This is a genomic window from Acrocarpospora corrugata, from assembly GCF_009687845.1.
In the GTDB taxonomy this organism is placed as follows: domain Bacteria; phylum Actinomycetota; class Actinomycetes; order Streptosporangiales; family Streptosporangiaceae; genus Acrocarpospora; species Acrocarpospora corrugata.
Map to the genome: position 1 here is coordinate 78,484 of NZ_BLAD01000050.1, position 13,760 is coordinate 92,243.

At 67.5% G+C, this 13,760-nt stretch carries 9 protein-coding genes; all 9 read right to left on the reverse strand.

Annotation, left to right across the window (positions count from 1 at the left end):
• Window positions 1–37: 37 nt before the first annotated feature.
• Window positions 38–940, reverse strand: a complete 903-nt coding sequence (locus Acor_RS17265; protein ID WP_155337686.1) for a carbohydrate kinase family protein — start codon at window positions 938–940, stop codon at window positions 38–40.
• An 8-nt stretch (window positions 941–948) separates the two neighbouring features.
• Complete coding sequence (locus Acor_RS17270) at window positions 949–1,791, reverse strand: carbohydrate ABC transporter permease (RefSeq protein ID WP_155337687.1); 843 nt, start codon at window positions 1,789–1,791, stop codon at window positions 949–951.
• Window positions 1,784–2,764: a carbohydrate ABC transporter permease gene (locus Acor_RS17275; RefSeq protein WP_155337688.1), complete on the reverse strand. Its 981-nt coding sequence runs from the start codon at window positions 2,762–2,764 to the stop codon at window positions 1,784–1,786. Before Acor_RS17275 ends, Acor_RS17270 begins: the two co-directional genes overlap by 8 nt.
• Before the next feature lie 79 nt (window positions 2,765–2,843).
• Complete coding sequence (locus Acor_RS17280; protein WP_155337689.1) at window positions 2,844–4,157, reverse strand: ABC transporter substrate-binding protein; 1,314 nt, start codon at window positions 4,155–4,157, stop codon at window positions 2,844–2,846.
• Between the two features lie 207 nt (window positions 4,158–4,364).
• Window positions 4,365–8,699 carry a galactose-binding domain-containing protein gene (locus Acor_RS17285; RefSeq protein WP_155337690.1) on the reverse strand — a complete coding sequence of 1,445 codons (4,335 nt, stop codon included), beginning with the start codon at window positions 8,697–8,699 and terminating at the stop codon, window positions 4,365–4,367.
• Window positions 8,700–8,931: 232 nt separating this feature from the next.
• Window positions 8,932–9,264 (reverse strand): YnfA family protein, encoded by a 333-nt coding sequence (locus Acor_RS17290; RefSeq protein ID WP_155337691.1) that lies wholly within the window; start codon window positions 9,262–9,264, stop codon window positions 8,932–8,934.
• A gap of 3 nt (window positions 9,265–9,267) precedes the next feature.
• Entirely contained in the window at window positions 9,268–9,954 is a 687-nt protein-coding gene (locus Acor_RS17295; RefSeq protein WP_155337692.1) for a hypothetical protein, read from the reverse strand.
• Between the two features lie 110 nt (window positions 9,955–10,064).
• Window positions 10,065–11,480 (reverse strand): WGR domain-containing protein, encoded by a 1,416-nt coding sequence (locus Acor_RS17300; RefSeq protein ID WP_155337693.1) that lies wholly within the window; start codon window positions 11,478–11,480, stop codon window positions 10,065–10,067.
• A 65-nt stretch (window positions 11,481–11,545) separates the two neighbouring features.
• Entirely contained in the window at window positions 11,546–13,714 is a 2,169-nt protein-coding gene (locus tag Acor_RS17305; protein WP_155337694.1) for a DEAD/DEAH box helicase, read from the reverse strand.
• Between the last annotated feature and the right edge of the window lie 46 nt (window positions 13,715–13,760).

The following is a 13,760-nucleotide window of genomic DNA, read 5'->3' on the forward strand; positions in this document are numbered from 1 at the left end:
ATCCGGGGCCACACGGTTCCCAGACATCTCTCTCCGATCACATATATCCATCAATCCACGGTGCGGGACGCACCGTGGACAGGTACTTGTCGGTCTCGGCGGCGTCGGGGACGCCGCTCCGCCCGTCGAGGGCCCGGCAGGACAGGGCCGCCACCGCGTTGGCCCGCCACACGGCCGCCACCAGCGACCGGCCCTGGACCAGCCCGGCCAGCAGCGCGCCGTGAAACACGTCACCGGCGCCCATGGTGGACACCGGTTCGACGGCCGGCGGCGGCACGAGCACCGCCTGGCCGTCCACGAGGACGTGACATCCGTCGCCGCCCGCGGTCGCCACCACGTGCGTGGCTCCGGCCGCGGCGGCGGCGCGCAGGCTGAGGGCCAGGTCGGGCGCGGGGAAGGCGGCGCGCAGCGCGGTGACGGTCGGCGCGTAGAGCGCGACTGCGGTCAGGTCCAGGCCGGGGATCGGGTTGCCGCCGTCGATGCTGAGGGCGGGACTGGATCGGCCGCCCAGGGCGGCGCGCACGCTCGGGTAGCCGGTCTGGTCGACGTGCAGCCAGCGGGCCGCGTGGATCGGCACGGAATCCGGGTCCGGTGGGCGGGACGGCGTGGTGACGATGGAGCGGGCGCCGGAGCCGCGCGACACCATGATCATGCTCTGCGGGGTGGGCGCGTCGGCGCGGGTCCGCAGCCAGCGGGTGTCGACGCCTTCCGCGTCCAGCAACCGCCGGCTGAGAGCACCGGCGTCGTCGTCGCCGACCACACCGCAGAAGCCGACAGAAACCCCCAGCCGGGCCAGGGCGACGGCCGCCGTCGCGGCGGGCCCTCCCCCGGCCACCGCGAACGGCTCGCCGGTCACCCGGTCGTCCGCGCCGGGCACCCGCTCGACGGTGGTGATCGTGTCGACGGTGACGACTCCGACGCAGATGACGTCCAGTGCCATGTTCACGCCTACTTGACCGCGCCCGCGGTGAGGCCGCTGACCAGGTAGCGCTGCAGGATCAGGAACCCGACCACGATCGGCACGCTCACGACCAGCGCCGCCGCCATGACCTCGTTCCAGTAGACGTTGGTCTCGGTGGCGTAGCTCTGCATGCCGACCGAGAGCGTCCGGGTGTCGCTGTTGGTCAGCTGCGAGGCGAACAGGATCTCGCCCCACCCGGTCATGAAGGAGTACACGGCCACCGCGATGATCCCCGGCCGCGCGGCCGGCAGGATGATCCGGAACAGCGCGCCGATCGCGGTCGTGCCGTCCACCTTGGCGGCCTCGTCGAGCGAGCGCGGGATGCCGTTCATGTACCCGGCCAGCATCCAGATCGAGAAGGGCAGGGTGAACGTCAGATAGGTGACGATCAGCCCGATCCTGGTCTGGTACAGGAACGAGAACCCGAGACTCCGGTCGATGTTCACGAAGATGATGAACAGCGGCAGCAGGAACAGCACGCCGGGGAACATCTGGGTCGACAGCACGACCCCGGAGAAGACCCCCCGGCCACGGAACCGGTACCGCGAGATCGCGTACGACGCGAAGATCGCGATGACCACGCTGAACAGGGTCGCGATGCTGGTCACCACCACGCTGTTCACGAAGTAGTCGGCCAGCGGCACGGTCGACCACATGTCGACGAACGGCTCGAACGTCAGGTTCGTCGGCCACCACTGGAAGTCCCCCCGGACGTCCTGCAGCGGCTTGAGCGCCGAGGTGACCATCACGTACAGCGGCACCGCCGTGAAGATCGCGAGCGGGACCAGGACCACCCAGCGGAAGATGCGGAATGACAGTTGCTCACGCATCGCGGTTCACTCTCCTGTTCCACAGGGCCCACAGACCCGCGACGACGACCAGGAACAGCATCAGCAGCACCGACATCGCCGAGCCCAGGCCGAAGTTCCAGGTGATGAAGGAACTCGAATAGATGTGCACGGTCAGCAGGTCCGCGGCCTCCGGCGGCGTCGGCCCGAACAGCACGTACGGGGTGTTGAACTCCCGGAACGTCCACAGGAACAGCAACAGCAACAGGACCGCGTTGAGCGGCTTCATCATCCGCATCGTGATGAACCTGATCTGCTGCCAGGTGCTCGCCCCGTCGATCGCGGCGGCCTGGTAGAGCTCCTCCGGGATCACCTGCATGCCGGCCATCGACATCAGGAACGCGAACGGCCACTGCTGCCAGATCGACACCACCACGACCGAGACGAACGCGTTGCCGCCGATCAGCCAGAACGGCCGCTCGCTGGCCAGGTGCAGCCCGTCGACCAGCAGCTGGTTCAGCAGCCCGTTGTCGCGCTGCAGGATGAACTTCCAGATGATGATCCCGGCGTACGCGGGCAGCGCGTACGGAATCAGGAACAGCGTCCGCAGGAACCCGCGGCCCCGGCCCAGCCGGTGCAGCACCAGTGCCGCCGACATCCCGAAGACGAAGGAGATGCCGACCACCAGCACCGTGAAGCCGAGTGTGATCAGGAACGAGCGCACCAGCTGCCAGCCGAGCGGGCCGGAGAAGTCCAGCGCGACGGCGTAGTTGCCGGTGCCGACGAACGGCGCCGCCGACCAGTTGGTGATGAAGAACTGGGTGAGCTGGATGAAGCTCATGAAGATCCCGACGATCATCGGGATCACGTGGACGAGCAGTTCGAACAGGACTGCCGGGAGAATCAGCAGGTAGGGGGCGAGCCGGGTCCAGGTGAACCGCTTGGCGGGCTGCGCCGCGGGCGGGCTCGGCTCGGCCGGCCTGCGTGCGGCCTGCTTGAGGAAGGTCAATGCCATGTGATTCTCCTCGGGCCGGCATCGTCCCGGCGGGACCGGGACGACGCCGAACCGTGGTTCGCTCGGGGGATCAGAGGGGTCAGCTGGCGCCCATCTTCAGCTGGGCTTCTTCCAGGGCGGCCTTCACGTCGTCCTCGCTGACCGCGGTACCGGTCGCCGCCTTGCCGATCAGGGCGACCACCGCGCCGCCGACGTTGGCCTGGAAGGCCTGGATGCCGGGGATGAGGGGCAGCGGCTTGGCCTGCTCGGCCAGGATCGTGGTGAACGCGTCCAGCTTCTCCTGGTCGTCGGTGAAGGACGCGTTCGCGCCCGTGACCGTGGGCTGGGTGGTGTACGACTTGTTGAGGATCGCCTGCTCCTCGTCGCTGGTGAGGAACGCCACGAACTTCAGCGCCGCGTCCAGGTGCTTGGTGTTCTTGAAGATGGAGACGTTGGTGCCGGCCACGAAGCTGGAGATCTTGGTGCCGCCGGCGGGGGCCGGGATGGGCACGATGCCGTACTGGTCGGGGGTCATGCCGTTCTTGGTGAGCACGTTGATGCCGGAGGTCTGGGCCATGTACATGGCCGCGTCGCCCCGGGCGAAGTCACCGGCGGCCTGGGCCGAGTCGGTGTACTGGGCGGCGCTGGGGTTGACCACCTTGTTGGCGCTGACCAGGTCGACGTACTGCTTGACGCCCTTGATCATGCCGGGTGAGGTGAACGTCGGCTTGCCGGCGGCGTCGAAGGCCGCGCCGCCGTGCTGCTCGCTGAAGATGTAGGAGAAGTGCATGCTCACGTTGACGGTGCCGCCGGGGATGACGACGCCGTACTTCTTCTCCGCCGGGTTGGTCAGCTTCTGGGCGGTGGAGACGAGCTCCTCCCAGGTGGCCGGGGGCTGCAGGCCGGCGTCGGCGAACAGCTTCTTGTTGTAGTAGAGCGCGTAGACCTGGCTGTACAGCGGGATCGAGGTGGGCGGCGAGCCGGCCGGGCCGGCCGAGGCGAAGGCGCTCGCCACGAAACGGTCCTTGCCCCCGATCTTCTGCAGGGCGGCGTCGTCGAAGGGGTAGAAGGCGCCGGTCGACTGGAAGGTCGTCGCGTTGGTGTTGCCGATGTTCAGCACGTCGGGGCCCTGGCCGCTGACCGCCGCGGCGAGCGTGTTGTTGGTCAGGTCGGACCAGGGCACGACCTCCAACTTGACCTTGATCCCGGTCTGCTGGGTGAACTTCTCCAGTTCCGGCGTCAGGATCTCTTTGTCGTTTTCCAGACTCGCGCCCTGGTTGCTGGCCCAGTACGTGAGGGTGACCGCAGTATCGCCGGAACCGGTCTCGCCGTCCGTGCCGCTGGCGCCGCAGGCACCCAGGGTGACGGCGAGAAGTGCTGCGGAGACACCGGCTGCGAAGGGTTGGGGCTTCATCGCGCCGCTCCTAGTGAGAATGGCAAGCGGGGGGCGTCGCTTACCTGCCATTTAAGTGGTGCCATTGGAACATCACGCTTGGTTTGGTGTCAATAGAACACTTCTTGGTACTTAGCGATCAGAGATGACCGGCGGCCTGTTCCGGGGGAAACGAAAACGACCGGCCATGCGGATGCCCGCATGGCCGGTCGCTCTACCTCAGATGGATCAGTTGATCACGAACTGGGTGCCCGGCTGCCGCACGATGTCGCCGGTGGCCGAGTTGGTGATCGTGACATTGGTCAGGGTCGCGCTGCCACGAGCGCCGCTCATGGCCAGGATGCCCGCGCCGTTGTTCGACTTGTCGATCTTGACGTTCGAGATCGCGACGTTCGGGATGCTGCCGCCGCCCGTCTTGAACTGGATGCCGTCGTAGGTCGAGTCGTAGATGTCGGTGTCGCGGATCGTGACGCCGACGATGTCCGGACCCTGGGCGAACAGGGTGATCGCGCCGAACTCCTGGTCCTCGTTCCAGAAGACGCCGCCGGTCCGGTAGAGCGCGTTGTTGGCGATCAGCGTCGTCCCGGAGAAGGGCAGCGGGTCATGGTCGGTCGCCAGCATGATGCCCGGGTAGTTCATGGTGTCGTAGATCAGGTTGTTCTCGATCTTGTTGCCGTAGCCGCCGTAGATCGCGATTCCGTTGGCGCGCCACGGGAGCTGGACCGTGTTGTTGATGAACTGGTTGTCGTGGGCGACGTCGATCGAGGTGCTCTTGACGTACTTGTTGGCCCACACGGCCAGCGCGTCGTCACCGTTGGTACGGAACGAGGAGTTGAACACCTTCGAGTTGCGGGTGCCGTTGGTGAAGTTGATGCCGTCGGCGTAGGTGTTGCGGATCCGCATGCCGGTGAACTCCAGGCCGTCGCCCGGACCCCACAGGTCCTGGATGTTGTCGTAGTCACGGCCGACCCAGGCCCCGACGTTGGCGTGCTCGATCCAGACGTTGCTGATCTTCGTGTTCAGGCCGAACCGGCCGTTCAGGCCGACGCCGCCCTCGGCGTTGCCGTCACCGCCGCGGATCCGGCCGGAGCCGAAGATGGCGATGTCGGAGATCTGGGTGTTGTTGTCGATGTCGAAGCCGAAGTTGCCCTCGTGCGGGTGGTTGATGCTGCCCTGGGCCAGGTGCGGCTCGGTCAGCGTGTAGAGCTGGGAGTGCCACATGCCCGCGCCGCGGATGGTGACGTTGCTGATGCCCACCTGGTTGAACTGGCCCCGGTTCAGCGGGTCGTCGGTGAGGATCTTCTTCTCCTGGCGCCACTGGCCCGCCGGGATCCAGACGCAGCTGATGACGCCGTTCTGGTCGTCGGTGACCGCGCGCTGGATGGCGGTGGTGTCGTCCAGGCCGTCGTTGGGGATGGCGCCGTACTGGGTGATCGAGGTGCAGCCGGCCGGCTGGCCGGTCGGCGGGGCCACCTGCTCCAGGTCGATCATGTCGATGATGTAGAAGGGCGCGTTGTCGGTGCCGTCACGCTGCAACCGGAACTTCGTGCCGGGCGGATAGCTCTGCGCCAGCAGCGCGTGCGACTCGTCGAACAGCCGCCGGGCGTCGCCACCCGGAGTGTTCGTCAGGCCCTCGGGCTGGTCGGTGTTGCCGTAGAGCCAGCTGTGCTTCGAGGAGAGGTTGAGCTTCTGGGCGAAGGTTCCGTTGACGTAGAGGCTGATCGTGGCGTCGATGCCGCCGCCGCCCGCGCCGTCGGGGATCGAGTTGCGGACCACGATCGAGTTGGCCTGGTTGGCCGAGGTGAACTCGACGTACTGGCCGCTGCTGTTCAGGCGGACCGACCGGCGGCCGGAGGACTCGGTGGCGAAGTTGGTGTGCCCGAAGGTGCGCAGCGGGTCGGCCGTCAGCAGCACGCCCTGGTAGCTGGCGGCTTCGGCCTCGTAGCTGAGGTACGGCACGGCCGCGCCGCGCCCGACCACGATCGCCTGCGAGAGCGTGTTGTTGCCCTCGTTGGTCTCGGTCACCACATTGGCGGCGTCGGCGGTGGCCGTGATGGTGGCGCCGCCCGCGGTGGCGGTCCAGCTGCCGGTGATGGCCACGTTCGCGGTGGTCCCGGCCGCGACCGAGGCGGTGTTGGTGTTGAGCGTGGTGCCGCCCACCGTGACCCGGGTGACCGTGGTCGCGCCCGACGCGGTGGTGCCGCGGTTGTTCACGGCCACGGTGAAGGTGACCGCGGAGCCGACCGCCGGGTTCGGCGGGCTGGAGGTGATGCCCGTGATCTGCAGGTCAGGGCCGGGAGCCTGGGTGACCACCAGCTGCGTGGGCGCGATCAGGGTGTTGTTGGTCTCGTTCTGCTCGAACACGGTGTTGTCCACGTCGGCCCGCGCGCTGACCTCGTAGCTGCTCATCGCGCGGGTGCCGATGTTGGCGCTCACCGTCGCGGTGGCGTTGACGGCCAGGGCGGGGATGGCGGCGCTGCCGACCAGCGCGCCGCTCAGGTAGAAGCTGACGCTGTCCGCGACCGAGGCTGCGGTGCCGGAGTTGCGCACCGTGGCCGACAGGGTGATCGCGCTGGTCTCGTTCGGCGAGGCCGGCGTCCAGGTGAGGTTGGTGACCGTGAGGTCGGGGTTCGGGGCCGGGACGCCGAACACCTGGAACTCGGCGATCTGCCCGCCGGGCGCGCCGGTGTTGCTGTTGATCTTCAGCTGGACGTCGGCGACGGTCCCGCTCAGGTTGATGGTGACCGTGTTCGCGGCGGCCGGGTTGAAGGTGTAGTTGGCCGCCGACACCAGGTTGCTGTAGCCGGTCGCGCTCTGCTCACGGCCCAGCACCTGGATGTTCTGGGTACGGGAACCCCAGTCGCCGCTCGGGTTGAGCTTCAGTACCACCGAACTGACCACGGCGTTGGAGCCCAGCTTCACGGTCAGCGTGTTCGGGAACGCGCCCGAGTTGGCCTCCCAGTAGGTGGCCGTGTTGTTGTCGTTGGCGTTGGCTGCCACGAACGAGTGCACGTGCCCTGACTCCACCATCTCCTTGCCGATGGCCAGGTTGGAGCCGGGGTCGCCGGTGCCGTTGCGGGTCACGCTGTTGCTGTTGCCCGACTCGTTGCCCGCCGCGTCCTTCGCCCGCACGAAGTAGGTCACGGTCGCGCTGTCCGGCTGGGTGTCGGTGTAGGTCAGGACATTGCCCGCGACGCTGGAGCGCAGCGTGTTGTTGGCGTAGATGTCGTAACCGGTCACGCCCACGTTGTCGGTGGACGCCGTCCAGGTCAGCCGGATCTGGCCGCCGCCCGGCTGGGTGAAGGCGAGGCTGCCCGGCACGGTCGGGTTCTGGGTGTCGCCGCTCTGGCCCTGGCGGGTGACCAAGTTGCTGTTGCCCGACACCAGGTTCGCCGCGTCCTTGGCCCGGACGAAGTAGGTCACCGTGGCGCTGGCCGGCTGGGTGTCGGTGAAGGTCAGGACGTTGCCGACGCTGGCCCGGAGGGTGTTGTTGGCGTAGATGTCGTAGCCGGTCACGCCCACGTTGTCGGTGGCGGCGGTCCAGGTCAGGCGGATCTGGCCGGCGGCAGGCTCGGTGAAGGCCAGGTTGGCAGGCGCGGTCGGCGGCTGGGTGTCACCGGTGGTCGGGCCGTACACCTCGAACTCGGAGATCTGGCCGGCCGCCCAGCCGGTGTTGCCGGTGATGTTCAGCCGGACGTACCGGGTGGACGCCGTGGTGAAGTTGATCGTCACCGTGTTGCCGTTGGCCGGGTTGAAGACGTAACCCGCGGAGCCGACAATGTCGGTGAACGTCGAGCCGTTCTGGCTGCCCTGGACGGCGAGCGTCTGGGTCCTGGTCGCCCAGCCGGAGGCGGGCAGCTTCAGCACCACGCGGTTGACCGCGACGCTGGAGCCGAGGTCGACCTGGAGCCACTCGGGGAAGACGTTGTTGACGCTCTCCCAGTAGGTGCCCTGGTTGCCGTCGTTGGCGTTGCTCGCCACGTAGCTCTGGGAGACGCTGCTGCCGGTCATGGTGCGGCCGGAGGCGAGGTTGGTGCCACCGCCGCCGCCCGCGCCGTAGATCTCGAACTCGGAGATCTGCGCGGCGGGCCAGCCGGTGTTGGCGGTCACGTTGATCCGCCAGTAGCGGTGGCTCGCGGCCGGGAAGTTGATGATGACCGTGTTGCCGGTGGCCGGGTTGAAGGTGTAGCCGGCCGAGGCCACCACGTTGGCGAAGGTGTTGCCGTCGGCGCCGCCCTGGACGGTGAGCGTCTGGGTCCTGATCTGCCAGGCGGCGGGGGCGGGGACTTTCAGGACGATCTGGTCGACGCTGGTGGCGGCGCCCAGGTCGACCCGGGCCCACTGCGGGAAGGCGTTGTTGGCGCTCTCCCAGTAGGTGGACTGGTCGCCGTCGTTCACGGCCGACACCGCGTGTCCGGCGGTGGCGCTACTGGCCAGGGTCGCCTTTCCAAGCGACAGGTTGGGTCCGCCCGCGGCGGAGGCCGGGACTACCGACCCAAGCACGAGCAGGCCGGCGGCGACCGTGGTCGCCACCAGCCGTAACAGTACGTTCGGCTGTCTCATTCGCGTTCTCTATCTCTCGTCAGGCACGACTGGTCTGGGCTTGAAGGCATGCGCCTTCACCGCTCATAGAGGCGGGGGCAGGTGCACGGACGCAGTGCATCCCTGAAGTTGCGAGGAACGGCGAGGAAATGAACACTTGTATGCAAGATTTTTGCGCGGCGCTGGCCAAATGTTACATATGGGCTACGGACGCGTCAACGGGTGGAAAACCGCTTTATGAACTGGGCGAACGTCAGCCGCGGGGGGCGTACATGATGATCAAGACGCCGACGAGGCAGATGACGGCGCCGATCACGTCCCAGCGGTCGGGACGGAAGCCGTCCACGAGCATGCCCCAGAGCAGCGAACCCGCCACGAAGACGCCACCGTACGCGGCGAGGATTCGTCCAAAATTTGCGTCCGGCTGAAAGGTGGCGACCAAGCCGTACAGGCCGAGGGCGATCACGCCCGCGCCGACCCAGAGCAGGCCGCGCTGTTCCCGCACGCCCTGCCAGACCAGCCAGGCTCCGCCGATCTCAGCGAGCGCGGCCAGCACGAACAGGATCAGCGAGCGGACGACGGTCACGGCTCATGACTGTAGGGCAGCGGGATCGGGCGCCTGCTGGAGGGAGTCGCCGATGACGGCGAATGCCCGCCGGTAGCGCATGTCGCGACTCAGACCGGTGACGCGGAATGGTTGTCCTTGGCCGTAGAGGTCCTTTTCTTTGACTTCATCGCCGACGAGGTACTTCATCCGAAGAAAGAACGTTACGCAGTATTGCTCGGCGAACGTGCGGATGGTTATGGTTTCTTGCTGTTTGTCCGTTAAGGAGATGGACTGCTTTTCGAAGAATGGGGTGCCCTGGCCGCTCTCGCGGGCCGTCGGCGACAACTCGTCCATGTCGAAGGTCATGTCCATGGCGGGTGTCCCCGCCTGCGGGGGAACCGAGAAGAGTGTTCCATTCAGCGGGGGGATCCGCTCCAGGATCACCGGCCGGATATCGAGGACGCGGACCTCCCGATCGAAATGGCCCGCCAGGTCGACCCGGAGGGTGAGCACGTGCACGGGGACCGCGCCGAGAGCGCGCAACCGGAGATCGAGATCAGGCTCCCCGGCCATCCCCGGCTCCGCCATCCGCTCGGCCAGCCTGGCATCGGGCTGAAAGACCGAGGCCATGGCCTTCGACCGGCCTTCATCGTCCAAGTAGACGATTTCCACCGATTCCCAGATCTCGCTGTCCGTGTGGCTCCCTGGATCCAGAGATGTGACGATCACTGGAGTACTCAACCAGGAGCCACCGCGCAAGGGGCAGATTTCTTTCTATTTAGGTGACCATCCTATTTAACTAGTAATTAGTCTAGTTCATGGACGAATAGCGCCATATTTCAGCGGACGCGGCGGATCTCGCCGTACGCGCGGTAGAAGCCGCCCCCGCCCGAGGTACGGATGCCCTCCACCAGATACCGCGCCCCCGCCTCCCGGATGCCCTTCGGGAACTGCACGTGCCAGCCCTGGTCGTATCCGGGGGAGAGCACCCGGACCCGGAGGCGGTCGCCCTCGCCGTAGCACTCAACGATCACGCCCTCGTCGGAGTCGGCGGCCGTCTCCAGCACCAGGGTCGGCACCACCGGGACCAGCCCCGCGGCGGCCTTCACGTCCACCGGGTCGGGGACGGTGCCCGCCTGCGCGGCCAGAATGGCGGCCTCGGAGGCGTCGATGCAGGCCAGCGTGCCCTGGCCGGTGACGATGTAGAGCCGCTCGTCGAGGTACTGCATCGACAGGGCGGAGCCGCAGCCGGTGGCCAGCTTCCACAGCCGGGTGCCGTTCTCGTCGAAGCAGTACACCGAGGAGGAGCTGTCGCCCGCGAAGACGTACTTGCCGCCGGCGGCGGTGGCGCACGAGTAGATGGTGTCGTCGCAGTGGTAGGTGGCCTCGACCCGGCCGTCGGCCTTGGCCAGCCGGACCACCCGGTCGGCGGTGGTGCCCGCGTAGACCGACCGCTCCTCCTGCCAGCCGAACAGCACCGCGCCCGGAATCCGCGCCTGCCACACCGGCCGGCCGCTGCCGGCGTCGTAGCGCGCGACGCCCTCGGAGTGCCCGTGGTAGACCCCGTCCCGGTCACACCGGACCATCCACCCGGAGGAACCGTCGCTCTTGCGCTCCCACTGGAACTCGTCCTCGTGGTCGATCGCGGTCACCCGCCCGGCGACGTCGGAGACCCCGAGCACGCCGTCACAGATGTCGAGCCAGTAGATGTCGACGTCCTCGGCGATCTCGTACGCCACCCGGGGCACCTTCCCCGACAGGTCGTACACCCGCCCGTCATCCGCACCCGCATAAATCCAGAAATCATCACCCACGACGCACTTGACCCCGTCGGGCAACTTGAAGTGCCCGACCACCGTGCCGTCGTGCGTCACCTTGTAGACGTCTCCCCGCTGGTTCCCCACCCAGCACCGCTCCTGATCCACGAAGATCCCGAACGCCGCGGACCCACTCGCGAACCGCCACAACACCGGCGCCCTCTTCGCGGTCGAAGCCCGGCTGACCGTCGGCCGATGCGTCACCGCCCGCCGCAACCGCACCCCGCGCACCGCGGGCGCATACCCTTTGCGCATCTTCTCGTCGATCTTCTTCTGCGCCGCGGCCTGCGCCTTCGCCGGGGTGGCGAAGGACGACACCTTGACCTGCCCCGGCACCCCGATCCGCCCATAACTGATCGACACATCAGTCCCGGAGACGACGACCTCGTAGAACTTGTGCGCGCTGCCGCTGTCCTCGGACAGTTCGAGATATGTCATGTCATCTCCCACTCTCGTGATCAGTTGGCGAGAGCGTAGAGGAGATCAACGACATTTTCCGACGATCAGGTCTGGTCCAGCGTCGGCACGACCGACAGTCGCCGCTGTTCTTCTTCGACGATCTGTTTGGCCAGGGACGGGTCGGAGATGTCGATCGCGTCGGCGATGTCTTCGGCGACCTCGCTGCGGCGGGCGTAGGCGTCGAAGACTTGGGTCTTGGTGTCCAGGATTTGGAGCATGCGCTCGTCCACGCTGTCCACGGTGAGCAGGCGGTGGGCGCGGACCGTACGGATCTGGCCCATGCGGTGGGCTCGGGCGATGGCCTGGTGCTCCAAGGTGGGTTTGACCTGGGGTTCGCAGATGACCACGACGGAGGCGGCCTGGAGGTTCAGGCCGGTGCCGCCGGCCACGATCTGGCTGAGCAGGACGGCGTGGCCGGGTACTGCGGAGAAGGTGTCGACCACCTGCTGCCGCCGGGCCGCCGGGAGGCTGCCGGTGATCGGGCCGTGGATTTGGGGGCCGAGGGCATCTCCGACAGTGGCGAGCACGGTCTTGAAGAAGGAGAAGACGACTACTTTGAGGTTGTTGTCGGCGGCTTCTTTGACGATCTGCTGGAGCCGTTCGAGTTTGGCCGACTCGCGCGGGACGGTGTAGGCGGCGCGGCGCATGCCCATCCAGTTCGCGTCCGCCACGGCGCTGCGGTAGGCCGCCGCGTCCGTGGCGCTCATCTCGACCCACTCGTCCACGTGCACCACGTCGGGGAGTTCTTCGAGGACGTCCCGCTGGTTCCGGCGCAGGTAGACGGGGGCGACCGCCTTGCGGAAAGCGGTGGCGCCCACCACGCTGCCGTTGACCCGGAGTTCGGAGACCAGATCGGGCCGCAGGTAGGTCACTAGGTTGCGGAATTCGTCGGCGCGGTTCTCCATGGGCGTACCGGACAAGAAGACGACACGTTCGGTGCGCGCGCACCACTGGGCGACCAATTGTGAACGTTTGGCGGCGGGGTTCTTGATGTAGTGCGCCTCGTCGACGACGACCATCGCCACGGCCGGCTCGTCGATGTCGATCTCGTCGAGCATGGCGAACGTGGTCACCGCGACGCCGCCGTTCCGCCGCCATTCCGCGAGCGCGGCCTCCCGGTCCCGGCCGTGCACGGGGTACGCCGTGAGGGTGCTGCGGCGTTCGATCTCGCGTAACCAGTTGATGAGAACGCTGGCCGGGCACACGACCAGGAAATGGCCGCCGCCGTCGGCCTTCAGATGGGCGAGGACGGCGATGGCGACGATGGTCTTGCCCAGCCCCATCTCGTCGCCGATGATCACTCGGCGCTGGGCCAGCGCGTAGCGAGCGCCGAAAGCCTGGTATCCGCGCAGCGACACTCTCCGGTGGGTGTCGTCCAGTTCCTGGGCCTTGACCCGGGCGGCGATGCCGTCGGACAGGAATCCTTCGGCGGCTGAGCCGTCCGGTTCGAGTCCGGCGATCTCGGCGAGCAGGCCGTGGTATTCCGGGGACTGGATCTCATAGTCCGTCCAGGCTTCGAAATCGCTCGTGATCGGACGGAGCAGGTCCACCGAAGCCTGCGCGAAGAGAATCCGCGCTTCGGTGTCGGCGGCTTCCGCGAGCAGCGACGCGACCTCGCTTACCGCCTCGCGCGCCCGGCGGCGGCCGTCCCGGCCGGCGAGCAGCATGCGCAGGCGGCTTCCCGCGGGCTTGGCGGCGGGGATGGCCTTGGCCAGGCGTTTCTCGGTGTCGGCGGCGAGGCGGTGGGCGCGCTCCAGGCTCGGGCCGGCGTTCACCAGCCGTAGCAGCGCCTTGAGCAGGTCGGTGGTGTGCGGGGTCTGACGATCGATGTCGATCTCGACGCTGACGGTGTCGGCGACGGCGCGTTCGATCTGACGTGCGGCGGCGTGGATCTGCCGCGCCGAACGCTGGCCGACGCCGGGGAGAAGTTGTAACGCGTAGGGCGTCGTCCGCAGGACGTCCCCCACCGTCGTGTAGCCGGCCTGTTCGAGCGGCCCCAGCCGGAGGCGGCCGTCCGTCACATCCTTCAGGCGGCTCAAGGGAATCGAAGCCAGCTCCCGTTGGGCGGCGTCGATGCGGACCACGGAGAGCGTGGCTTTGACATCATCGTGGGCTTGCTTGTGGTCCGCGAGAAACGTCTGGGTGATCGTCTGGAACGACGCCGCCGTGCGGAGAACGGTTCTGGCGTCCCGCGCGGTGAAAGTCTCGTCCACGTCTCGCCCCTCACCGGCGCCGCACGCGTCACATTCGACTGAATGC

What these genes read in the sequence shown, in the direction of transcription:
- Acor_RS17265 (WP_155337686.1), bottom strand. Translation starts at nt 940, where the DNA reads ATGGCACTGGACGTCATCTGCGTCGGAGTCGTCACCGTCGACACGATC.
- Acor_RS17270 (WP_155337687.1), bottom strand. Translation starts at nt 1,791, where the DNA reads ATGCGTGAGCAACTGTCATTCCGCATCTTCCGCTGGGTGGTCCTGGTC.
- Acor_RS17275 (WP_155337688.1), bottom strand. Translation starts at nt 2,764, where the DNA reads ATGGCATTGACCTTCCTCAAGCAGGCCGCACGCAGGCCGGCCGAGCCG.
- Acor_RS17280 (WP_155337689.1), bottom strand. Translation starts at nt 4,157, where the DNA reads ATGAAGCCCCAACCCTTCGCAGCCGGTGTCTCCGCAGCACTTCTCGCC.
- Acor_RS17285 (WP_155337690.1), bottom strand. Translation starts at nt 8,699, where the DNA reads ATGAGACAGCCGAACGTACTGTTACGGCTGGTGGCGACCACGGTCGCC.
- Acor_RS17300 (WP_155337693.1), bottom strand. Translation starts at nt 11,480, where the DNA reads ATGACATATCTCGAACTGTCCGAGGACAGCGGCAGCGCGCACAAGTTC.